The organism is Actinomyces oris, assembly GCF_001937445.1.
GTDB classification, from domain to species: Bacteria; Actinomycetota; Actinomycetes; order Actinomycetales; family Actinomycetaceae; genus Actinomyces; species Actinomyces acetigenes.
The window spans coordinates 128,507-151,261 of sequence record NZ_MSKS01000009.1; the positions used below are offsets into that span (position 1 = coordinate 128,507).

A 22,755-nucleotide genomic window follows, 5' to 3' on the forward strand; every position below is an offset into this window, starting at 1 on the left:
GGCCGTGCCCCGCCCAGCCGTCCCCCCCGGGACGACGGACCACCCCATCAGCCCGCACGACATCGTCGACTACCCCCGCCCCCGGGACGGGCTCCCCGAGATCACCGCCACCCCCACCCAGCTGAACCGAGCTGCTCGGCTCCTGGCGGGAGGACAGGGCCCCGTCGCCGTCGACGCCGAACGGGCCTCCGGCTTCCGCTACGGACAGGACGCCTATCTCATCCAGCTCCGCCGAGACGGCGTCGGCACCCTTCTCATCGACCCGGTCACCACCGGGCCCCTGACCGAGCTGGCCACAGCCCTCGACGGACCCGAATGGATCCTCCACGCCGCCGACCAGGACATCCCCTGCCTGACTGCGCTCGGCCTGAAGGCCGCCTCCCTGTTCGACACCGAACTGGCAGCCCGCCTCCTGGGCCGCCAGCACGTGGGGCTCGGCGCCGTCATCGAGGAGACGCTAGGACTGCGCCTGGCCAAGGACCACGCGGCAGCGGACTGGTCCACCCGGCCCCTGCCCACCTCCTGGCTCACCTACGCCGCCCTCGACGTCGAGCTGCTCATCGACCTGCGCAACGCCCTGGCCACTGAGCTCGAAGCAGCCGGCAAGGAGCAGTGGGCCGCCCAGGAGTTCGAGCACGTGCGCACCAAACCGGCCAGGCCGGCCAAGGTCGACCCATGGCGCAAGACCCCACGAGCAGGAAGCGCCGTACGCTCCCCCCGCTCACTGGCCATCCTGCGCGAGCTGTGGAACTCGCGCGAGCAGCTGGCCGCAGAGCTCGACCGCACCCCCTCCAAGGTCCTGCCCCACCAGGCGCTCGTCGCCGCCGCCGTCGCCCGGCCCCGATCACGACGCAAGATGAGCGCCCTCAAGGAGTTCTCCTCCCGCCAGGCCCGCCAGAACCAGGAACGCTGGTGGAGAGCCATCGAACGCGCCCTGGAGCTGCCCGACGACGAACTTCCCCCCACCCGCGCGCCACTGGCGCCCGGCGAGCTCCCCCACCCGCGCACGTGGCAGCGCCACCACGCCGCGGCCGCCGAGCTGCTCACCGACGTACGCGGCGCCATCAGGCGGCACGCTGAGGAAATCCGCGTGCCCCAGGAGCTCCTCCTGACCCCCGGGTGCCAACGTCACCTGGCCTGGGACCTCGGCGAGGAGATCGAGGCCGGACGAACCAGCAGAATCACCGCTCAGGAGATCAGTGAGCGCCTGGCCGCCATGGGAGCCAGACCGTGGCAGATCGAGCAGGCCTCCCCCGCCCTCGCGGCAGCACTGGGCTGACAGGTCGCCCGGCCCGGCGCCTACCACAGTGCGCCGCCCACGGTGACGTGGACGGCGCACGACGGAAGTCTCGCCAGGAGAACTCGGCACGAGAAACCAGTGGCCTACGCAGGCCTCAGTGAACCTCGAAACCGTAGGAACGGAAGATGGCGCGAGTGGACTCCACCAGCTCCGGCTCCGGGGGCCTGGTGTCACGAAGCTGATACGTCAGTCCCAGCGCGTCCCACTTGTCGGTACCCATCTGGTGGAAGGGCAGCACCTCGACGCGGCTGACCGAGCCCCAGCGCTCAATGATCCGGGCCACATTATGGACGTTCTCAGGGTCGTCCGTCAGGTCCGGAACCAGCACGAACCTGGCCCAGATCTCGATCCCCTTAGCCGCCAGACGATCCCCGAAGGTGATGGTCGGAGCCAGGGAGCGCCCCGTCACCTTCTTGTAGGTCTCCTCGTCACCGCTCTTGACGTCGAGCAGGACCAGGTCGATGTCATCGAGCATCTCATCGCTGGCATTGGCGCCCAGGAACCCTGAGGTGTCGATGCAGGTGTGGATGCCCATCTTCTTGGCCCCGGCCAGGAGCTTGCCCGCGAAGGCCGGCTGCATGAGGACCTCACCGCCCGACAACGTGATCCCGCCCTTGGACGCGCGGAACACCCCCCGGTAGCGGCGCATGCGGCGGAGAAGCTCCGACGCCTCCACAGGTTCCCCGTCCTTCATGAGGAAGGTATCGGGATTATGGCAGTACAGGCACCGCAGGGGGCATCCGTTGAGGAAGACCGTCATCCGTGTGCCGGGACCGTCCACCGCGGTCACGAGCTCCCAGGAGTGGATCGAGCCCAGGTCGCCATCGCGCATCCGGGCCAGGCGCTCCGAGCGTTGAAGATCCGTCAGCTCCTCGAGCCCGCCGATACCCGCACCGCGCAAGCGAGCGGCCGGGGCCAGGAAGTCCTGGTCCCGACCGCCGTCGCGCACGGTCGTCGTGGCCTGCGTCATGACCGCTCGCCGTGCTCCAGGGCTCAGGCCTGGGAGTGGAAGGTGCGGTGAAGAACGTCAAGCTGCTGCTCGCGAGTCAGCTTGACGAAGTTGACGGCGTAGCCGGAGACACGAACCGTGAGGTTCGGGTAGTTCTCCGGGTGCTCCATCGCGTCCTCGAGGGTGTTGCGGTCCAGGACGTTGATGTTGGCGTGGTACAGGCCCTTGACGCCGCCGTTGTCCTGACGCTGTGCCTTCATGGAGGCGAGGCGCTCTTCGTACGTGGCCATGATGGCCCCTTTCTGAGGTGATGTTATCGATGTGTGAGAAATTGCTGCGGTGTGATCGGCCGGGTGAGCGGCTCGATCAGATCTCGGCGCAGTCGTCGGGGACGAAGCCGGCGTCGAGGATGCCCACGAGGTTGGCGACGCGCTCGTCGAGAGTGCGGCCCAGTCCCTGCGGGGTGATCGTGTTGGTCAGCGAGATGCCATCGAGGGCGTCGTTGTAGTCGAGCTTGCCGACGCTGAGCATCGAGGCGACCATTCCGTGGGTGTCCATCCCGTTCTCCGGGTTGGCTCCGGGCGAGAAGGGGGTGCCCTTCTGGTGCCCCGAGGGGAAGGAGCCGGTTGCCTTGCCGTAGACCACGTTGGAGGTGATCGTCAGCACCGACTGCGTCGGGATGGCATCCCGGTAGAAGGGCTGGGCCTTGATCTTCGACATGATCGTGTGGACCACGGTGGCCGCGATGTCGTCGGCGCGGTCGTCATCGTTGCCGTAGATCGGGAAGTCGCCCTCGGTGACGTAGTCGACCACCAGGCCGGTCTCGTCGCGAACCGGGGTGACCTTGGCGTACTTGATGGCCGCCAGCGAGTCGGCCACGATCGACAGGCCTGCGATGCCGCAGCCCATGGTGCGCACGATGTCGGAGTCGTGCAGCGCCATCTCGATCGCCTCGTAGGCGTAGCGGTCGTGGCAGTAGTGAATGATGTTGAGGGCCTCGACGTAGGTGGCCACCACCCAGTCAAGCATCTTCTCGTACTTGTCCCAGACCTCATCGAAGTCGAGGGGGCTATCGCCCTCGATGCCGGGCAGACCGGTGACGACCTGCTTGCCGGTCATCTCGTCACGGCCACCGTTGATGGCGTAGAGCAGGGCCTTGGCGGAGTTGACGCGAGCGCCGAAGAACTGCATCTGCTTGCCCACGCGCATCGGGGACACGCAGCAGGCGATCGCGGCGTCGTCGCCCCAGTGCTCACGGATCTGCTCGTCGGCCTCGTACTGGATGGAGGAGGTCGTGATCGAGATGAGGGCGCAGAAGTCCTTGTAGCCCTGCGGCAGGTTCTCATCCCAGAAGATCGTGATGTTCGGCTCCGGGGCCGGCCCGAGGTTGCGCAGGGTCTGCAGCAGACGGAAGGAGGTCTTGGTGACCAGGGCACGGCCGTCCTCACCGAAGCCGGCGTCCGACCAGGTTGCCCAGTAGGGGTCACCGGAGAAGATCTGGTCGTAGTCGATGGTGCGCAGGAAGCGCGTGATGCGCAGCTTCATGACGATGTTGTCGATGAGCTCCTGGGCGCGGGACTCGTCGATGACCCCGTTGCGCAGGTCCCGCTCGAAGTAGATGTCCAGGAAGGCGGACAGACGGCCGATGCTCATGGCGGCACCGTCCTGGGACTTCACGGAGGCCAGGTAGGCGAAGTAGGTCCACTGGACCGCCTCATGGGAGTTCTTGGCCGGGCCGGAGATGTCGTAGCCGTAGGAGGCGGCCATCACCTTGAGCTTCTTGAGCGCCTTGATCTGCTCGGAGTGCTCCTCGCGGTAGCGGGCCCAGTGCTCGGAGAAGGGCTCGTCGGCCACGGCGTCCTTGGCCTTCTGCTTCTGCTCGATGAGGAAGTCGACGCCATAGAGCGCCACACGGCGGTAGTCACCAATGATGCGGCCACGGCCGTAGGCATCGGGCAGGCCGGTGATGATGTGGCTCGAGCGCGCCGCGCGGATGCGCGGGGTGTAGATGTCGAAGACCGCGTCGTTGTGGGTCTTGCGGTAGCGGGTGAAGATCTTCTTGACCTCGGGGTCGACCTCCTTGCCCGCCTCCTTGATGGCGGTCTCCACCATGCGCCAGCCGCCGTTGGGCATCATGGCACGGCGCAGCGGGGAGTCCGTCTGCAGGCCAACGATGACGTCGTCATCCTCGCTGATGTAGCCGGCCGGGAATGCGTCGATGTCAGCGGGAGTGTGGGTGTCGACGTCGAGGATGCGGACCTTGCGCTCCTCGGAGAGGTAGTTCTTCTCCAGGGTGTCCCACAGGCGCAGGGTCTTGTCCGTGGCGCCGGCGAGGAACGAGGCGTCGCCATCGTAGGGGGTGTAGTTGCGCTGGATGAAGTCGCGGACGTCAATGTCCTCGGTCCACGGTCCGGTGACGAAGCCCTCCCAGGCGTCATTGCCGCTCGCCGTGGTGGCAGATGTTGTGACCTCAGTGGTCATCCGTGCCCTCCTCATGTGGGTGACCGGAGAGCCACCCGGTTGCGATCGCCCTTGTGAGGCGAGGCGGCACATCGGCGCGCCGTCGGTCTCAGACTAGAACCCAAAGGATGGCTTGTGGGCCACTGGTCCCAAGAAGAGTCGGTTAGATGACTCACAGGCCGATCAACGCCACCGCAATCCAGGACATAAGTCCTTATATCGACCCCCTGGAAGGAAGTGCGTCGCCGGCCGATAACCCCGTCCGGCCTTCGGCAACGGAGACGAATGGAGCCGCGTTCTGCGCACGTCGTCCGACCAAGGCGATTAGGACAGGTGTCCCAACGGCTCCGGGCCCCCGGCCGGGAACCGGAGCCGAGTTGCCGTCTCCGCCTCCCTACTCGTTCCCTACTCGGCCCCAAGGTCCTGGTCGGTGCGGGCACCTGCGACGCCGTCGGCCGCTCTGCGGGCCGCCTGGGCGATATCGACCGCGCGCATGCCGAAGTCCTCCATCAGCTGAGCGCGGGTGGCCGTGTCAACGAACCGTCGGGGAATACCGATGCGGCGGAAGACCGGCGAGCCTCCTGTACCGCTGCGGACGGCCTGGTACTCCTCGACCGCGTCACGCAGCTGGGAACCGATACCGCCGTCGACCAGACCGTCCTCGACCACGACGACGACATCGACATCGGCGGCGGCCGCCACGAGAGGAGCCGGAGCCGGGATGACCCAGTGCGGATGCACCACGGTGACGGCGCGGCCCTCCTGCTGGAGAAGCCGGCCGGCCTCATAGGCCTCGGCTGCCATGGCGCCCACCCCCACCAGCAGGATGCGCGCGGCGCCAGTCGGCCGCAGACTCTCGAGCAGGACGTCGACGACGTCGAAGGCACAGGGGGCCGGCCGGGCGTCCTCGTGCGCCGCCTCCTCACGGCGCCCGGGGTCCTCCTCTCCCGAACCGAGGCGGCGCAACGCGGTCAATGGCTCGGGCAGCGCGCCCTTGGGGTAGCGCACGACGGTGGGGGCGTCGTCAATGCTCACGGCCGTGCGCAGGCTCTCGCGCAGCGTCGCCTCATCGCGGGGGGCTGCCAGGCGCAGGCCCGGAACGTGCGCCAGGAGCGCCATGTCCCACATGCCATTGTGGCTGGCCCCGTCGGTTCCCGTGATTCCGGCCCGGTCCAGGACGATCGTCACTCCCGCCCGGTGCAGGGCGACATCCATGAGCACCTGGTCGAAGGCGCGGTTGAGGAAGGTCGCGTAGAGGGCCACCACCGGGTGCATGCCGGCGAAGGCGAGCCCGGCGGAGAAGGTCAGCGCGTGCTGCTCGGCGATGCCGACGTCGACGACCCGCGTAGGCATCGCATCGGCCAGAGGCTGGAGACCCACCGGGGCCTGCATGGCGGCGGTGACCCCGACGATCCTTTTGTCACCGCGGGCCAGGGAGAGGATCTCTTCGGCGAAGACGGCGGTCCAGCCGAAGCGCTCTGCCACCACCGGCAAGCCGGTCTCGGGATGGATCTTCCCCACGGCGTGGAAGCGGTCGGGGACGTGCTCCTCGGCCGGGGTGTAGCCCCGCCCCTTCTCGGTGATGACGTGGACGATGACCGGTTCGGCGTACTCGCGGGCGCGAGTGAGGGCGAACTCGACTGCCGTGATGTCGTGGCCGTCGACCGGGCCGGTGTACTTGATCCCCAGGTCCTCGAAGAAGGCCGAGGGGACGAGGACGTCCTTGAGCCCCTGTTTGAGGCCGTGCAGGGCGTCGAAGGCGGCCCGGCCGGGGACGCCCTGCGACAGGAGCGTGCGCTTGATCCCGGACAGGACGCGCTCGTAGCCGGGATTGGTGCGCAGCGCGTCGAGGTGGTGGGCCAGTCCCCCGATGGTGGGGGCGTAGGAGCGGCCGTTGTCGTTGACGACGATGACCAGGTGGCGATCCGAGGAGTCGGCGATGTTGTCCAGGGCCTCCCAGGCCATTCCCCCGGTCATGGCCCCGTCCCCGATGACGGCGACGACGTGGCGCTCGTCGTGGCCCTGCAGGTGGTTGGCCCGGGCGATGCCGTCAGCCCAGGACAGGGAGGTGGAGGCGTGGGAGTTCTCCACGACGTCGTGGACGGACTCGGCGCGCGAGGGGTAGCCGGACAGGCCGCCCCGCTCTCGCAGATGAGTGAAGTCCTGACGGCCGGTGAGCAGCTTGTGGACGTAGGCCTGGTGCCCGGTGTCGAACACGATGGTGTCCCGCGGTGAGCGGAAGGTCCGGTGCAGTGCGATCGTCAGCTCGACGACGCCGAGGTTGGGGCCGAGGTGGCCGCCGGTGCGCGCCACTGAGGCGACAAGATACTGGCGGATCTCCGAGGCGAGCATCACCAGCTGCTCGCTGGTGAGCCGATCGAGGTCGGCGGGCTTGCGCACGCAGGGCAGGAGCGCCTTGCCGGCGGGCCCTCCAGGGCGCTCAGCAGCTGCTGGCACGGTGCGCCTCCTTGAGGAAGGTGGTGACGAGTCGTTCGTGCCGCTCATGAGCAAGCCGGCGGGTCGCCGAGCGGCACTCGGAACAGGGTAGCCGTTGGCGCGGCGCAAGTGTCACCTGACGCGGTCCCTTCCCCGCCCCGGTGACCGTGCACGGCTCCCCGGATAGACGCTCCTGAGCGGTCCAGGGGCGCTCGGCATAGAGCCGCGCCGACCACTGTGCGGCCGCGTGTCACGCGGGTCACGGCTGAGCACGTACTGTATGCCTTGGGTGTCGAGCCGTCCGCGCCCACCGCTCCACGGCGTCGTTCCGATCGCCCGACCGCCCCTTAGGACTGCCTTCCAGGAGGAACCATGAGCACCACAGCCCCTTTCGGTACCTGGCCCTCGCCCATCACTCCAGGCACCATCACGACCCGGACGGTCCTGCTCTCCCAGGTCCGTGTGGACGGCGCAGACACCTACTGGGTGGAGCAGCGCGCCTCGCAGGCGGGCCGCAACGTGCTGCTTCGCCGCAACGGCGACGGCCAGATCGGTGAGGTGCTTCCGCTGACGCCCGCCGACGAGCTGGTCGATGTGCGCACCCGGGTGCACGAGTACGGAGGGCGGGCCTACGCCGTCGACAGTGGGATCATCGTGGTCTCGCACGCCGGGGACGGGCGCCTCTACCGGTACGACGTGACGCACCGCATGCGCGGTCTGGTCCCGCTCACGATCTACGGAGACGTACGACACGGCGACCTGGAGATCGACACGGGCCGAGGACTGGTCTACGCCGTCCGCGAGGACCACCGAGGCGACGGCGAGGCCGTGAACACCCTGGCGGCGATTCCTCTGGACGGCTCGGCCGCCCGCGATGACTCCCGCGTGCGCACGCTGGTGTCGGGTACGGACTTCGTGGTCGCCCCGACGCTGTCCCCCGACGGTGAGCACCTGGCCTGGATCACCTGGGACCACCCGGGGATGCCGTGGGACAACGCCTGCCTGCACGTGGGAGACCTCGGCCAGGACGGGACTCTCGGCGAGCAGACGCGGGTGGATGGCGGCGACGGGCACTCGGTCTCCGAGCCCCGCTGGACCGAGGAGTGCGAGCTGGTGCACGGCTCCAACGCCTCGGGCTTCTGGAACCTCTACCGCACCGAGGGCTTCCCGGTGCGCGGCACCAACCGCGCCGGCTGGTCGGAGAAGCTGCGCACCCGGCCCCTGCACCCGGCCGAGGCCACCTTCACCAACCCGGCCTGGCAGCTGGGGCCGCACTCCTTCGACGTGCTCGACTCCGAGCACATCATCACCTCATGGGCCCATGACGCGATCTCGCACCTGGGGACCATCAAGCTCGCCAACGGGGAGCTCGAGGAGTGGAACGTGGGGTGGCAGCCGATCGGCAACGTCGCCTCCAACGCCGGTCGCGTCGTCATGCTGGCCTCCAACGAGATGTCGATGCCCAGCATCGTGGAGGTCAAGAACGGTACCGTGCAGGTGCTGCGCGGCTCGGGCGAGTTCGTGCCTGAGGGGGCCGGAGTGTCCTTCCCCGAGCCGGTCTCCTGGCCCACGAGCGACGGCGCCACCGCCCACGGCTTCTACTACCCGCCGACCTCGGCCTCTCACACGGGCCCCGACGGCGAGCTGGCGCCACTGATCGTCAACGTCCACGGCGGGCCGACGGCCACGGCCGTCCCCGGCTACGACTTGCGTATCCAGTACTGGACCAGTCGGGGCTTCGGCTACCTGGATGTCAACTACCGCGGCTCCATGGGCTACGGGACGGGTTACCGTAAGGCCCTGGAGGGCAAATGGGGCGTCTACGACGTCGACGACTGTGTCAACGGGGCCCAGCACCTGGTTGACGCCGGGCTCGTGGACCCACGCCGTATCGCGATCCGTGGAGGTTCGGCCGGGGGCTTCACGGTGCTGTCGGCCATCACCCGCTCCTCGGTGTTCACGGCGGCCAGCTCCTGCTTCGGCGTGACCGATCTCAAGAGGCTGGTGCGCACCACCCACAAGTTCGAGTCGCACTACATCGGCCAGCTCGTGGGCACCCAGGACATCGACGACCCGGTGCTCGATGAGCGCAGCCCCATCAACCACATCGAGGACATCAACGTTCCGCTGCTGCTCATCCAGGGCTCGGAGGATCCGATCGTCCCGGCCGAGCAGGCCACCGCCATGTACGAGGCCCTCAAGGAGGCCGGCGCACCGGTGGCCTTGGAGGTTTTCCAGGGCGAGGGCCACGGCTTCCGTCTGGCGGCGAACATCCGGCGGCGTTATGAGGCTGAGCTCAGCTTCTACCGGCAGGTGTGGAGGATCGGCGCAGCGTCCTCCCAGGCCGACGGGCGGGGTGAGGAGGAGACCTTCACGGTCAAGGTGGAGAACCTGCACTGATGGATCGCGTGTGGGAGAGGCTGTCTGGCCCCCTGTCGCGACGCGCAGGCAGCCTCTTCCGCCATCATCGTTTCGGCCTCTACATCCTGGCAGTGCTGGTAGGGCTCGCCTCGGGCCTGGGGGCGGTGCTGTTCCGGCTGGGGATCGACGCCTGGTCCCGGCTGCTGAGCGGAGCTGACGACTACACCATGTCGATGGGGCCCTCGGTTGGGCTTCTGGCGCCTTTGGGGAGCTGGTTCGTCCTGGTCGCCCCGGTGCTCTCCGGTCTCTTGACAGGACCATTGATGTCCCGACTGGGCCACACCCCCACGGGCCACGGGGTGGCCGGCGTCATCTGGTCGACTCGCCACGGCGACGGCACCATGGCGCCCCTGCCGGCTCTGGCCGCGACGACGTCGGCCGCGCTGACGATCGGCGGCGGAGGCTCGGTCGGTCCGGAAGGGCCGATCGCCGAGCTGGGCGCGTCGACGGCGAACATCATCGGACGGGGGCTGCGGCTGCCCAGGTCCTCGATCCGTCACCTGGCGGCCGCCGGGACGGCCGCCGGCATCGCCTCCGCCTTCAACGCGCCGCTGGCCGGGGCCTTCTTCGCCCTGGAGGTCATCCTCATGGGCTTCAGCGCCGACGCCTTCATCGTCATTGTCCTGGCCTGTGTCTCCTCGACGGTCCTGTCTCACCACCTGCTGGGGACGACGCTGTCGCTGTCACTTCCCTACCTGGATCTGTCCGGCGATGCCCAGCTGGGCTGGGTCGCGCTGCTGGGAGTCGTGGGCGGGGGCGTCGGTATCGGCTTCATGCGTCTTCGCTTCGTCATCCTCGACGCCCTGACCCGCGCCTGGCAGCGGCTGGGCGTTCCGATCTGGGCGCGTCCGGGCATCGGCGGGCTCGCGGTCGGTGCGACTCTCCTGATTCTGCCCGAGATGTACGGCGAGTCGTCAGCCACTCTCAACCGGGCGCTGGCGGGACGCTACGCCCTGACGCTGCTGCTGGTGCTGTGCGTGGCCAAGATGCTGGCGACCTCCTTGACTCTGGGGATGGGTTTCATCGGCGGGGTGTTCGCCCCGTCCCTGTTCATCGGTGGGACGCTCGGCGCGGCCTTCGGCACCCTCGTGGCTCCCAGCTACGCGCCGGCCGCCGGGGTCTTCGGGGTGATCGGTATGGGAGCGGTCTTCGCCGGTGCGGCTCGCGCCCCGATGACGGCGGTCCTGCTCATCATCGAGATGACCGGGCAGCACGCGCTGCTGGTGCCTCTCATGCTGGCCACGGTACTGGCCACCTTCATCAGCAGGTTCCTGTCACGCGGCACGTTGTTCACCGAGGAGCTGCGTCGTCGCGGAGAGGATGTCGAGGACCCGATGTCCACCACGCTCCTGGGGCGCACCCACGCCTCCCGGCTCATGGTGGACCCGCCCGACGTGCTCCAGGCCACGGCGCCGCTCAGCCAGGCCGCCTCCGTGATGAACCGGCGTGGCGTCTCAGCCCTGCCCGTGGTCACCGGCGGACAGGATGGCACCGGCGAGCTGCTTGGTTGTGTGACGGCCGCTCAGCTCGCCGGAACGATCCTGAGCGATGAGTCCGACGACGCCTCTGCCCGGCCGGCGACGCTGGCGGACCTGCCGCTGGTCCGCGACCGTCTGCACTGCGAGGACGAGGCGACCGACGTGCTTCAGGCCCTGACCGGTACCCGCATGGAGGGGCTTCCGGTGGTTGCCCGGGCAGCCGGTTCCGGTGCGGAGGAGCTGGTGGGCTGGGTGTCCCACAGGATCGTCGTCGAACGGCTCTACGAGGTCCAGGCGCAGGCCCGTGCAGCCGCCGCCACCTACACCTCCTGGGGCTCACGGCTTCAGGACAAGTGGCACTCCCGCCCTGTTCCTCCGCGCAGAATCGGAAGGATCAGCCGCATCAGCCGCATCAGCCGCATCAGCCGAATCAGCCCGCGCAGCTCGCGCCGTTCCCGGCGCCGATGAGAGTCCGCCGGAGGCTCGACGCGCTCAGAAGCCGTTCAGGGCACGCCGTAGCGCCTCACCGATCCCGACCACTGCGCGGAGTCTTGTGAGTCCGGCCCTCCTGAACCGCTCGCGCCTTCTCGGTGATGCTCTCGGTGAGGGTGTCGGACAGTTCCGTGATGCGCTCGGCATTGGCCACGATGCGCCGGGGATCGGACATCCACATCCACGCAGCGGCGACCACCGGGAGGATCGCCGGCAGGTAGCACCGGGACCGGCCCCAGTGGGCCCACACCGAGTCGTTGAGCTCGCCGGGCGAGGAGGCGGGCAGGGTGAGGATGCCGATGAGCACCGCCATGGTGGCCAGAGCCCCCAGACACATCCAGCCGATGTTGCGCATCCGGCGCCCGTTGTGGGCCACGCAGACGGCCAGCAGGATGTACAGGCCGCCCCCCAGCAGGTTGAAGGACCAGACCGCGGGCTCCTCATCGGGGCTTCTCAGCAGCGTCGTCAGGGAGGGGACAAGAACGACCGCCCCGAAGACGGCGAAGACGCCGACCAGGATCCGTCCCCACCCGTACGCGGGACGACGGGTGTCCTGAACCGGACGTACCGATGAGCGCTCGTCCATGAGGAACGACCTTTCCATGTGATGACCTTCGGCACGCGCAGCACCGGTTCAACCTCCAACCAATGCCAGAACGTTACTATTCACAACGTGAGCACCATTAAGTTGACCAAATCCCTGAACGCACGCGCCTCGGCGGAGGATGACCGCAAGGATACCGACCTCAGCAGTCAGGCCGAGGTCGACACGGTCGAGGAGACCGAGAGCTCCGAGGCTCCCGCCGCCAGGGACGGAGCCGGCTCGACAGATACCGAAGCCGCCGAGCAGGTCCTGAAGCAGGACTCCGACGGCGACGAGGAGACCTCCGAGGCCCAGGAGGACGATACCGACGGTGCCACCGCCACGGGCAGCGAATCCGATGCGCCGTCCGGAGTCGGGCCTGATGACGCCTCCGGCACCGAGGCCGACGTGCTCGTCCTGGCCGCAGCGCCGGGCCGGGACGGGGCCGAGGCACCCGAGATCCTCCTGGAGGGCCTCCAGCCGCCCTCGAGCACCGCCCTGGAGGACCTGGACATCAACGCACTCGTGACCCTGCTGCCGTCTCTGGGCTTCTCAGGCGCCCAGGACTCCGTGGTGCGCCTGCCCTCCTCCTCGGTGACCGGCCAGGGCTACCGGGGACCGGCGACGATCCTCATAGTCGGCGTCGGAACAGGCTGGGCCGACACCGACCCGCTCGCCGTCATCACCGACGACGAGGCCGCGCTGGGCTACGACCAGACCGGTCTCCTGCGCCGGGCCGCCGGACGCGCCACCCGAGCACTGGCCGGGACCGACTCCGCGGTCCTGGCACTGCCCGCGCTCTGCGAGGAGCAGCTCGCCGCCGTCGTGCACGGAGCCGCTCTGGGCGCCTACTCCTGGAGCGCGACGAAGAACGAGGACCGCCCCGGCCAGGAGAAGACCTCGAAGTGGACCTCCCCGCTCAAGAGCATCTTCATCGTCTCCCCCCTGGCCGACACCCCCGAGGGGCAGGAGGCGATGGCGGGAGCACTGGCGCTGGCCCAGGCCACGGCGCTGACCCGGGATCTGGTCAACGAGCCGCCGAACCGACTGACTCCGCAGGTCTTCGCCGAGAGGGCCCGTGCAGCCGGGCAGGCGGCCGGCATCCGTGTAGAGATCTGGGACGCCCCGGCACTGGTCGAGCAGGGCTTCGGGGGGATCCTCGGCGTGGCTCGGGGCTCGGTGCACCCGGCGCGCCTGGTCCGTCTGGAGTGGTCGCCGGTGCACGCAGCCGAGGCCGCCGGCGGGCGGGCGAGTTCACAGGCCGAGGGCGACGGCGCAGCCGGCCGCCCCAAGCACGTCGCCCTCATCGGCAAGGGCATCACCTTCGACTCCGGCGGCCTGTCCCTCAAGCCGGCCTCCTCCATGCCGGAGATGAAGTCAGACATGGCGGGGGCCGCCACCGTGCTGGGCGCCATCGTCACGGCCGCGCGCCTGGCGCTTCCGATCCGCGTCACCGCGTGGCTGGCGCTGGCCGAGAACATGCCCGGGGCAGACGCCCAGCGCCCCAGCGACGTCATCACGATGTTCGACGGCACCACCGTGGAGGTGACCAACACCGACGCCGAGGGCCGCCTGGTCATGGCCGACGCCCTGGCCCGGGCCGTCACGGAGGAGCCCGATGCCGTCCTGGACGTGGCCACCCTCACCGGGGCGCAGATCGTGGCCCTGGGCGATCACGTGGCCGCCGTCATGGGGACACCGGACCTTCGAGAGGAGGTCGTCGCCGCGGCGCAGCGGGCGGGAGAGTCCTTCTGGCCGATGCCGCTGCCCGCACACCTGCGTGCCACCCTGGACTCGCCCTTCGCCGACCTGCGCAACACCAAGGTCGGCTCGCGCGCCGGCGGGATGCTCTCGGCCGGGCTGTTCCTGCGCGAGTTCGTCGGGCGGCGGCCATGGGCCCACCTCGACATCGCAGGCCCCGCCTACAACGACTCCTCGCCTTGGGGACTGACTCCGACCGGCGGGACGGGCATGGGGGTCTCCACTCTGGTGGAGCTGCTCCGTTCTCTGTCCGCCGAGGTCAGCATCCTTTCCTGAACCCTCGTTCGTCGGAGACGGGTCAACGACACCCGTGCCGGGGCCTTGCGTAAGCGCCCCGGCACGGGTTCGTTATCAGTACCGCCCATGTACAGTGATGCGTCTCACCCCGTTTTCAGGACTCTGGTCCCTCAACAGCAACCCCCCTGGCTCCTGTACGCCCTCTTCAGATGGAACAATGGCCCCGTGCCGAGCCGCCCTCCGTGGGCGACATGACCAAGCAACAAGGAGTGAGTTCGTGACAGAGACCGTCTACGACATGGTCATTCTGGGCGCGGGATCGGGGGGCTACGCCGCCGCCCTGCGTGGCGCCCAGCTGGGCCTCAAGGTCGCCCTGATCGAGGCGGACAAGCTGGGGGGCACATGCCTCCACCGCGGCTGCGTGCCCACCAAGGCCTTGCTGCATGCCGCCGAGACCGCCGATGCCGTGCGCGAGGCCGCCACGGTGGGCATCAAGGCCGCCTTCGAGGGCGTGGACATGCCGGGAGTCCAGAAGTACAAGAACAGCATCGTCTCGCGGATGCACAAGGGCCTTGAGGGCCTGGTCTCCTCGCGGGGCATCGATCTGATCCAGGGCTGGGGACGTCTGGTTGCTGCCGACGCCGTCGACGTTGACGGTCGCCGCATCACCGGCCGCAATGTGATCCTCGCTTCCGGCTCCTACTCCAAGACCATCGGGCAGGAGATCTCCGGAGGCGTCATCACCTCCGAGGAGGCCCTGGAGATGGACCATGTCCCCGCTTCGGCAGTGATCCTGGGCGGCGGCGTCATCGGGGTGGAGTTCGCCTCGGCCTGGGCCTCCATGGGCAGCCAGGTCACCATCATCGAGGGGCTGCCCCACCTGGTGCCCAACGAGGACGAGGCGATCTCCAAGCAGCTCGAGCGCGCCTTCCGCAAGCGCAAGATCACCTTCCGCACCAACACGATGTTCGAGTCGGTTGAGCGCCACGACGGTGGGGTGACCGTGCGCACCCAGGACGGCAAGACCCACGAGGCCGAGGTCCTCCTCATCGCCGTGGGGCGCGGACCGGCCACGGCCAACCTGGGCTACGAGGAGGTCGGGGTCTCCATGGACCGTGGCTTCGTCCTGGCCGACGAGTACGGCCGCACCAATGTCCCCGGCGTGTGGGCGGTGGGCGACATCGTTCCCGGCGTCCAGCTCGCCCACCGCGGCTTCGCCCAGGGCATTGTCGTGGCGGAGAAGATCGCGGGCCTGGACCCCACGCCGGTCAACGACGTCCTGGTCCCCAAGGTCACCTTCTGCGAGCCCGAGATCGCCTCGGTGGGGCTGTCGGAGGCCAAGGCCGCCGAGATCCACGGCAAGGACAACATCACCACCGCCGAGTTCAACGTGGCAGGCAACGCCAAGAGCCAGATCCTGGGGACCCAGGGCTTCGTCAAGCTCGTCTCCCTCAAGGACGGCCCCATCGTGGGCTTCCACGCCATCGGCGCCCGCATGGGCGAGCAGGTCGGAGAGGGCCAGCTCATGGTGTCCTGGGAGGCCGACGCCGACGACGTCGCCTCCCTGGTCCACGCCCACCCCACCCAGAACGAGACCCTCGGCGAGGCCGCCATGGTCCTCGCCGGCAAGCCGCTGCACAACCACGGCTGATCCAGCTAGACGAGAGTAAGGAAGACAGCAATGTCAGAGTCCGTGAAGATGCCCGCCCTGGGTGAGTCCGTCACCGAGGGGACGGTCTCCTCCTGGCTCAAGGCCGTGGGAGACACCGTCGAGGCCGACGAGCCCCTGCTGGAGGTCGCTACCGACAAGGTCGACACCGAGGTCCCCTCCCCCGCATCCGGCGTCCTGCTGGAGATCCGTGTCCCCGAGGACGAGACCGTCGAGGTCGGCACCGTCCTGGCCATCATCGGCGACCCCTCTCAGGCGGGCTCCGCCCCAGCCCCGGCCGCCCCCGCGCCGCAGGCCGCCCCCGAGCCTCCGGCTCCCGCACCGGCCCCGGCCGCTGAGGCCCCGGCACCCGCCGCCCCGGCGCCGGTGAGCACTGGAGCCTCGGGCTCCTACGTCACGCCGATCGTGCGCAAGCTCGCCAAGGACAAGGGCGTGGACCTGTCCACCGTCACCGGTACAGGTGTGGGCGGACGCATCCGCAAGCAGGACGTGGAGGCCGCGGCCAAGGCCGCCGAGGAGGCCCGCGCTGCTGCGGCCGCCCCAGTTCCGGCTGCTGAGGCGCCGGCGCCCACCGCGGCCAAGTCGGCCTCGGCCAAGCCCGAGGTGGACACCACCCTGCGCGGCCGCACGGAGAAGATGAGCCGACTGCGTCAGGTCATCGCCGATCGCATGATCGACTCCCTGCAGACCTCCGCCCAGCTGACCACCGTTGTCGAGGTGGACGTGACTCGCGTGGCCGCGCTGCGGGCCCGCGCGAAGAATGACTTCCTGGCCAAGAACGGCACCAAGCTGACCTTCCTGCCCTTCTTCGTCCAGGCGGCCACGGAGGCCCTCAAGGCCCACCCGAAGATCAACGCCTCCATCGAGGGCAAGAACGTCACCTACCACGACGTCGAGCACGTCGGCATCGCGGTGGACACGCCGCGCGGCCTGCTCGTGCCGGTGGTCAAGAACGCCGGGGACCTCAACATCCCCGGGCTGGCCAAGCGCATCAACGACCTGGCCGCCCGTACCCGGGACAACAAGGTCAACCCCGACGAGCTCAGCGGCTCGACCTTCACGATCACCAACACCGGCAGCGGCGGTGCCCTGTTCGACACCCCGATCATCAACCAGCCGGAGGTCGCGATCCTGGGCCTGGGCGCCATTCAGCGCCAGCCCCGCGTCATCAAGGACGCCGACGGCGGCGAGGTCATCGCCATCCGCTCGGTGTGCTACCTGGCCCTGTCCTACGACCACCGACTGGTGGACGGCGCAGACGCGGCCCGCTACCTCATGACGGTCAAGAAGCGCCTCGAGGAGGGCGACTTCGGCGGCGAGCTGGGTCTGTGAGCCAGCGCTCGGCCCGCTAGGCCGTCAACGGGGCCCCGCACCATCACGGTGCGGGGCCCCGTTGTCTTGCCCACTACTCGAGTTCCGTGCTCAGACGCACGACGAGCGCCTCATCTCAAGACACCGGCGCGATGAGCAAGAGCAGGACCGTCTGCCCGAGCGCGGGGCGCCCGTCGTCCCAGGACACCGGTACGGCGGACGAACCCGGCCTGGTTCTCGTTGCTCGCCTCCCCGGCGGGGGCCGGTGCGACTACCCGCGGTCGCCTGGATAGCGCCTGGCCTGTACTGCACGAAGGTGGGGCGCTACTGGAGGAGGGTCGGGGGTACTCCAGGTGGGTGGGGCCTTCGTGCAGTACGCACAACCCTTGGACAGTGGATCCCCACCCTCGTGGAGTGGGCCGCTCTACGACGTAGGCGGCCAGGGCCGGTGTTTCACCGACTCCTCCGGGCCCCACAGGGCAGGAGTCGGAGAAGGCCTGGCAGGGGAGGGTGAAGCCGCTCCCCGAGGTGAGGGCACCCGGCTTCGCCGCCAGGACCCTACGAAGTCGATCCCGCCGGCAGCCCAGTGTCCACCGTGCTGACATCAACGAGCCCGCCGTTGAAGCGCCCCCCTGAAGGTCGTTGAAATTCTGCGGTTTTTCCCCGGCGTACGGCGCCGGTGCGGGGTTGATGTCAGCGCCATGGACACCGGCGGTTCTTCAGACCCTGCCCATCAGCCCACCGTCGTCTCCAAGGCAACCTGCCCACCCCGAGCGAGCATCCCTGCGAACGCATTAGAAGCCATGACGCTCACATGGCTCAGGAGTGAGGAGGTGCGACGCGCCCGGCCCCGTCCGCTCAGGCTCAGGACTCCTCGGCCGTTGTCGACTCACTGCCGGCGAAGGGGATCCCAGCCAGCCCGACGACGCGGCGGGCGAAGTCGATGCGATCCTCCGTGGAGCTGAACTCGCCCGCCAAGGGACCGTCGAGCAGCAGTGAGGCCAGGCCGTGCACGCTGGACCAGATCAGGACCTCCACCTCGAGCTGAGCACCATCACCCATGACGGCCTTCGCCAGACGGGCCAGCTCATGGCGCGCACGCTCTCCAGCCTGCACCACCTCCGGGAAGCGTTCGGGGTCACAGACGTCGGGCCGGAACATCACCCGGAACACCCCGGGATGATGTAGCGCGAACTCAACGTAGGCGGTTCCCGAGGCCGTCAAGACCGCGCGCAGATCCGTGCTCCCAAGCCCCTCGTGCGCCGAGGCGAGCCTGTCCGCGAGCTCATCGAAGCCCTCACGTACCAACGCCGCCAGGATGGCCTCACGATTGGCGAAGTAGTGGTACGGCGCCTGGTGCGTGCAGCCGGCGCGACGCGCGACCTCCCGCATGCTCAGCGCACTGGGGCCGGATTCATCGAGGAGCTGTCTGCTGGTTCGCAGCAGCTCGGAGCGCAGGTCCCGGCCGCCGCGGCGCCCTGAGGCGCCTGTCGATTCAGAGATCATGGGAGGAGTCTAGAACCGAACTACTAGACAGTGTCCAGTTGGCTGCTATGCTGACTTGACACTGTCTAGCACGTGAGGGGTAAGAATGTCCTACGACGTCATCGTGATCGGCTCGGGTATCGGAGGCCTGACGACCGCCGGCCTCCTGGCGCGCGCCGCCGGCAAGCGAGTTCTGGTCCTGGAGCGGCATACGGAACCGGGCGGACTGACACACACCTTCCGGCGCGACGGCGCCTCCTGGGACGTGGGGGTGCACTACATCGGTCAGCTCGACCCCGGGAGCCAGGGCCGTGCCTACTTCGACTACCTCTCCGGCGGCGAGCTGGAGTGGAACCGCATGCCCGACGCCTACGACAGGTTCGTCTACCCGGGAGTGGACTTGCGCGTCAGCAGCGATCCGGTTCGGTACGAGCGCGATCTGGTCACCGCCTTCCCTGACGAGGCCAGAGCCATTCACCGTTACTTCCAGGACATTCGCCGGGTGACACGGTGGGTGAGGTTGGGTTTCATCCAGGGAATGGTCCCCCGACCTGCGGCCTCGCTGCTCACAGCGGCCCAGTGGCTGGGAAGACGGCGAGCTACCACGACGACGCAGGCGTATCTGGATGCCCACTTCCGCTCCCCCGAGCTCAAGGCCGTTCTGGCCAGTCAGTGGGGGGACTACGGTCTACCGCCGTCCCGATCAGCCTTTGCCGTGCACGCGCTGATCGTCTCCCACTACCTCCAGGGCGCCTGGTTCCCCCGCGGCGGCAGCGCTCGGATTGCCCGCACCTTCGAGAAGGGCATCGAGCAGGCCGGAGGCGCTGTCCGCGTCGCCCAGGAGGTCACCGAGATCCTCACCGAGAACGGGGCGGCCGTCGGGGTCCGCGTCATGGACCACCGCGGCGCTCGGGTACGCGAGCGCATCTACCGTGCACCGGTCATCGTCTCCGCCATCGGCGCCTCCAACACCTTCAACCGCCTGCTGCCCACATTCGGTGAGATCGGGCGGCGCACCGGGCCCGCACGCCGCACGCTGGAGCACCTGGGCGCGGGCACGTCCGCGGTCACCGTGTTCCTGCGCCTGCGTGACGACCCACGCAGCATCGGCATCGATGGCGGCAACATCTGGGTCAACCGGGACCTCGATCACGAGGGCGCACAGCGGTTCAGCGATTCGCTGCTCACGGGGCACCCCCGTGACGTCTTCGTCTCCTTCCCCTCCCTGAAGTCCGGTGAGTCCCCGCACACCGCCGAACTCATCTCCTTCTGCGACGCGAGGGCCTTCCGGAAGTGGGCCGAGCACTCCCGAGGACACCGCGGCCCCGAGTACTCCGCTCTCAAGGAACGCATCTCCCGAGGCATGCTGGAGCTGGCTGAGAGCGCGGCTCCGGGGCTGACCGCACTCGTGGACTACGCGGAGACCTCCACCCCTCTGACCTACGAGCACTACACCGCCCATCCTGCGGGGGCCTTCTACGGGCCTCCGGCCACTCCGTTGAGATACCGCTCCCGCCCCCTGGGGCCGCGCACAGCCGTTGCCGGCCTGCTCCTCTCCGGCCAGGACGCCGGGAGCGCCGGCATCATGGGAGCCATGATGGGCGGGGTGGCCGCCGCCTGCCAGGTCCTCGGACCGCGTGGGTATTCCACCATCACCTCCGCCCTGCACACGGCCCCGACTGCCTCCGCCGCTCGCAGAGGACACACACTGCCCGAGGGCAAGTACCGCGCCACCCTGGTCTCCAAGCGACGTCTGACTCCCAGCGTGTGGGAGGCGGTGCTGCAGCTGGACGGCGGGATCGGCCCGTGGGCGCCGGGGCAGTTCGCCCGCCTGCACGTGGGTGACAACGCCTGGCGTGACTACTCGATCGCGGGGCTGGAGGACGATCGCCTTCGGCTGCTCGTCTCCACCCGGACAGGCGGCCGAGGCTCCCGGTTCATTGAGAACGCGCACACGGGCACGCAGACAGTGGTGGAGCTGCCCCTGGGTGGATTCGAGCTCATCGACTCGGGCAGGCGCCGCCTGTTCATCGCCACTGGCACCGGAATCGCACCCATGCTGGCCATGTTCGCTCAGGCTCCCGACCTGGAGCGCGACGCCCTGCTCTTCGGGTGCTCTCACCAGGACGAGGATCTCACCGCCAGGATCAGCTCTCCCATGCCGGGGACCGTCGTACGCTGTCTGAGCCGCCAGGAGGCGCCGGACACGTTCCACGGACGAGTCACCCAGGCCCTGCCCGCGCTCGCCCATGACCTCCGGCTCGATCCCGACAACACGGACGTCTACCTGTGCGGTTCGGCGGCGATGGTGGCAGACACACGAGACGTGCTCGAGCGCGAGGGCTATGCGTCAGTCCTGACAGAGCCGTACTGAGCGTTGCACGGGCCGTATCCGCCCCGATCATCGAGCGTGCCTGGCGGGTGGCGCACCTTGAGGTCACTCCACGGCTCGAATGTCTGCCACGCGCCACGGCTCCGGGACGACGATGAGCACGACCCGGCGGGGCGCAAGGGCCGGAACCGTCCGAGTTCCCGCGGGTCCCGAACGCGTTGAGGCACTTTGGGACAGCGTCACCTGCATCGCTCTCGCGCCGGGCCACTGAGCCGCTGCGTCGTCAGGCAGCGCCACCTCAGTGACCTGGCTGATGGAGGTGTGCAGCTCCCCGGCGCCTTCACCGGAGTCAAGCAGCTCGGTGAGAACCTGGGTGTCGGCCTGCGCCGCGGGCGACCCCGGTACCGTCGTGGCCGCCAGAGCGGTGGCATCGCCGGCCATGAGAGCCTGGTCTCGAGCCGCGGACAGTCCGACTACGACACTGGCCATGTCGGCGCCCCCGCTCCCGCCAGGAGCCGCCGGTGTCGACGCTGTTGCGGCGGGGTTGCTGGTAACGGCGGGAGAGGGGCTGCCTGCGGGAGGGGCACCGGAGCGGGCGGACGCCAACGATCGCTCTGGGCCTGACGGGCTTGCGGCTGCGCCGAGTGCCCACACGGGCCTGTGCGCCACCAGAGCTTTGGCCGGCCCCCAGGCAGCCAGGCAGATGGCCACCAGCAGCAGCGCCGCGAGCCCCCAGGTGCGGTTGCGTCTGCGCCTCGTTCCTGCCCTTCTCCCCCAGCGTATGGCTGCGGGTACTGCTCCGGTGCGGTGAGCGGTACTGAGCTCCTTTCGGGGCTCGCTCTTCGTCCTCGGTCGGAAACCTGCCCTCGCTTTGGGCCTGAGCCTGGAGCCGACCGTGCGAGTCGGGGTGCGGGCCGCTGCTCGCAGGGAGCCGGCAGCCAGGCGGGCGCCGTCGGGCAGCTCGATGGGTGAGGTCTGCCCCAGCTGAGGCGCTCGGGCCGCAAGGTCCCGGGCGGTGGGACGGTCGGCGGGGTCCTCGGCCAGCGCGTCCGTCATGATTCCCGCCAGGCGCCGGGAGGCGGTGCCGCCCTGTCCCGCGCACTCGGTCAGCAGACGAGCCAGGGCGTAGACGTCACCGGCTGCGGACGCCGGGGCACCGGCGAGGCGTTCCGGCGCCGCATACTCCTGCGTCCCCGTCTCCATGACGGAGCCCAGCAGGTCGACGAGGACCGGATGTCCGTCAGTGGTCACCAGGACGTTGCCGGCCGATACGTCCCCGTGGGTCGCTCCGTGCTCGTGCAGGTAGGCCAGTGCCGAGCCCAGGACGTCCAGGAGCGTGGCCAGCCAGGAGATGTTCAGCCGTCCGCGCGCCCCCAGGACCACGTCGAGTCCCGCCCCTTCGACGAGGTCCATGATGACGCCCGCCCGGTGCTCGGGCAGCGAGACCACCTCCCGCACGGTCACCAGGCCGGGATGGCGCAGGACGCGCAGATCGGCCAAGCGCCGCAGGAGTAGGGCTCCAGCACGCCCGCGAGGCAGGTCGACGACCCGGATGACCACATGACGGCCCTGCGCGTCGAGCCCACGGCGAGGGGCGCTGGGGGCGGTGGAACGTCCCATGACCTCACCAATGGTGTAACCCTGCTGCGACAGGGTGCTGAGCGCCGAGTCGGGAATGCTCGGCTCCGCGTCGGAGGGCGGCAGCGAGGCTGGGCGGGGGGAGCCCGTGCGGCGAGGCCGGGGCCGACGTCGAGGTACGGGACGGCGCCGGGGCCGGGCACGCTTGGAGGCGCCCTCTCCAGGGCGGTCGGCGGGGCGGGGGCACGTCGTTGGGCTCATAC

Annotated in this window: 14 protein-coding genes; 7 read left to right on the forward strand and 7 right to left on the reverse strand. The window is 69.2% G+C overall.

Annotated elements, in window-relative coordinates; all coding sequences use genetic code 11:
- Nucleotides 1–4: 4 nt before the first annotated feature.
- Nucleotides 5–1,279 (forward strand): HRDC domain-containing protein, encoded by a 1,275-nt coding sequence (locus BKH20_RS02930; protein ID WP_178388539.1) that lies wholly within the window; start codon nt 5–7, stop codon nt 1,277–1,279.
- 115 nt (nt 1,280–1,394) lie between these two features.
- Here BKH20_RS02930 and pflA read toward each other — a convergent pair whose 3' ends face one another.
- The 4 genes from pflA to dxs all read right to left on the reverse strand — a co-directional run bounded on the left by pflA (nt 1,395) and on the right by dxs (nt 7,166).
- Nucleotides 1,395–2,270, reverse strand: coding sequence for a pyruvate formate-lyase-activating protein (gene pflA, locus BKH20_RS02935; RefSeq protein ID WP_075372270.1), 876 nt, complete (start codon nt 2,268–2,270; stop codon nt 1,395–1,397).
- A gap of 23 nt (nt 2,271–2,293) precedes the next feature.
- On the reverse strand, nt 2,294–2,539 hold the full coding sequence (gene grcA2 / locus BKH20_RS02940) for an autonomous glycyl radical cofactor GrcA2 (protein ID WP_009406209.1): 246 nt from the start codon (nt 2,537–2,539) through the stop codon (nt 2,294–2,296).
- A 76-nt stretch (nt 2,540–2,615) separates the two neighbouring features.
- The gene (gene pflB, locus BKH20_RS02945; protein ID WP_075389875.1) at nt 2,616–4,730 is read right to left on the reverse strand and encodes a formate C-acetyltransferase; all 2,115 of its coding nucleotides are present in this window, start codon (nt 4,728–4,730) and stop codon (nt 2,616–2,618) included.
- A gap of 384 nt (nt 4,731–5,114) precedes the next feature.
- On the reverse strand, nt 5,115–7,166 hold the full coding sequence (gene dxs / locus BKH20_RS02950) for a 1-deoxy-D-xylulose-5-phosphate synthase (protein WP_075389876.1): 2,052 nt from the start codon (nt 7,164–7,166) through the stop codon (nt 5,115–5,117).
- 351 nt (nt 7,167–7,517) lie between these two features.
- On the opposite strand from dxs, the gene BKH20_RS02955 reads away from it, so the two are divergent.
- Nucleotides 7,518–9,545 (forward strand): alpha/beta hydrolase family protein, encoded by a 2,028-nt coding sequence (locus BKH20_RS02955; RefSeq protein WP_075389877.1) that lies wholly within the window; start codon nt 7,518–7,520, stop codon nt 9,543–9,545.
- Nucleotides 9,545–11,512, forward strand: coding sequence for a chloride channel protein (locus tag BKH20_RS02960; protein WP_075389878.1), 1,968 nt, complete (start codon nt 9,545–9,547; stop codon nt 11,510–11,512). Before BKH20_RS02955 ends, BKH20_RS02960 begins: the two co-directional genes overlap by 1 nt.
- Before the next feature lie 55 nt (nt 11,513–11,567).
- Here the strand turns inward: BKH20_RS02960 and BKH20_RS02965 are convergent, their stop codons facing one another.
- Nucleotides 11,568–12,122, reverse strand: coding sequence for a hypothetical protein (locus BKH20_RS02965; RefSeq protein ID WP_070663074.1), 555 nt, complete (start codon nt 12,120–12,122; stop codon nt 11,568–11,570).
- Nucleotides 12,123–12,143: 21 nt separating this feature from the next.
- Between BKH20_RS02965 and BKH20_RS02970 the strand changes: the two genes are divergently transcribed.
- The 3 genes from BKH20_RS02970 (at nt 12,144) to sucB (ending at nt 17,118) form a co-directional block, all read left to right on the forward strand.
- Nucleotides 12,144–14,156 carry a leucyl aminopeptidase gene (locus BKH20_RS02970; RefSeq protein ID WP_075389879.1) on the forward strand — a complete coding sequence of 671 codons (2,013 nt, stop codon included), beginning with the start codon at nt 12,144–12,146 and terminating at the stop codon, nt 14,154–14,156.
- A 238-nt stretch (nt 14,157–14,394) separates the two neighbouring features.
- The gene (gene lpdA / locus BKH20_RS02975) at nt 14,395–15,768 is read left to right on the forward strand and encodes a dihydrolipoyl dehydrogenase (RefSeq protein WP_075389880.1); all 1,374 of its coding nucleotides are present in this window, start codon (nt 14,395–14,397) and stop codon (nt 15,766–15,768) included.
- A 30-nt stretch (nt 15,769–15,798) separates the two neighbouring features.
- Nucleotides 15,799–17,118: a 2-oxoglutarate dehydrogenase, E2 component, dihydrolipoamide succinyltransferase gene (sucB, locus tag BKH20_RS02980; protein WP_075389881.1), complete on the forward strand. Its 1,320-nt coding sequence runs from the start codon at nt 15,799–15,801 to the stop codon at nt 17,116–17,118.
- Nucleotides 17,119–17,961: 843 nt separating this feature from the next.
- On the opposite strand, the gene BKH20_RS02985 is transcribed toward sucB, so the two are convergent.
- The gene (locus BKH20_RS02985) at nt 17,962–18,603 is read right to left on the reverse strand and encodes a TetR/AcrR family transcriptional regulator (protein WP_075389882.1); all 642 of its coding nucleotides are present in this window, start codon (nt 18,601–18,603) and stop codon (nt 17,962–17,964) included.
- Nucleotides 18,604–18,688: 85 nt separating this feature from the next.
- On the opposite strand from BKH20_RS02985, the gene BKH20_RS02990 reads away from it, so the two are divergent.
- On the forward strand, nt 18,689–20,956 hold the full coding sequence (locus BKH20_RS02990; protein ID WP_075389883.1) for an FAD-dependent oxidoreductase: 2,268 nt from the start codon (nt 18,689–18,691) through the stop codon (nt 20,954–20,956).
- A 63-nt stretch (nt 20,957–21,019) separates the two neighbouring features.
- On the opposite strand, the gene BKH20_RS02995 is transcribed toward BKH20_RS02990, so the two are convergent.
- On the reverse strand, nt 21,020–22,753 hold the full coding sequence (locus BKH20_RS02995; RefSeq protein WP_256692998.1) for a protein kinase domain-containing protein: 1,734 nt from the start codon (nt 22,751–22,753) through the stop codon (nt 21,020–21,022).
- Nucleotides 22,754–22,755 lie beyond the last annotated feature (2 nt).

What these genes read in the sequence shown, in the direction of transcription:
- pflA (WP_075372270.1), bottom strand. Translation starts at nt 2,270, where the DNA reads ATGACGCAGGCCACGACGACCGTGCGCGACGGCGGTCGGGACCAGGAC.
- grcA2 (WP_009406209.1), bottom strand. Translation starts at nt 2,539, where the DNA reads ATGGCCACGTACGAAGAGCGCCTCGCCTCCATGAAGGCACAGCGTCAG.
- pflB (WP_075389875.1), bottom strand. Translation starts at nt 4,730, where the DNA reads ATGACCACTGAGGTCACAACATCTGCCACCACGGCGAGCGGCAATGAC.
- BKH20_RS02955 (WP_075389877.1), top strand. Translation starts at nt 7,518, where the DNA reads ATGAGCACCACAGCCCCTTTCGGTACCTGGCCCTCGCCCATCACTCCA.
- BKH20_RS02960 (WP_075389878.1), top strand. Translation starts at nt 9,545, where the DNA reads ATGGATCGCGTGTGGGAGAGGCTGTCTGGCCCCCTGTCGCGACGCGCA.
- BKH20_RS02965 (WP_070663074.1), bottom strand. Translation starts at nt 12,122, where the DNA reads ATGGACGAGCGCTCATCGGTACGTCCGGTTCAGGACACCCGTCGTCCC.
- BKH20_RS02970 (WP_075389879.1), top strand. Translation starts at nt 12,144, where the DNA reads ATGACCTTCGGCACGCGCAGCACCGGTTCAACCTCCAACCAATGCCAG.
- sucB (WP_075389881.1), top strand. Translation starts at nt 15,799, where the DNA reads ATGTCAGAGTCCGTGAAGATGCCCGCCCTGGGTGAGTCCGTCACCGAG.
- BKH20_RS02985 (WP_075389882.1), bottom strand. Translation starts at nt 18,603, where the DNA reads ATGATCTCTGAATCGACAGGCGCCTCAGGGCGCCGCGGCGGCCGGGAC.
- BKH20_RS02990 (WP_075389883.1), top strand. Translation starts at nt 18,689, where the DNA reads ATGTCCTACGACGTCATCGTGATCGGCTCGGGTATCGGAGGCCTGACG.
- BKH20_RS02995 (WP_256692998.1), bottom strand. Translation starts at nt 22,753, where the DNA reads ATGAGCCCAACGACGTGCCCCCGCCCCGCCGACCGCCCTGGAGAGGGC.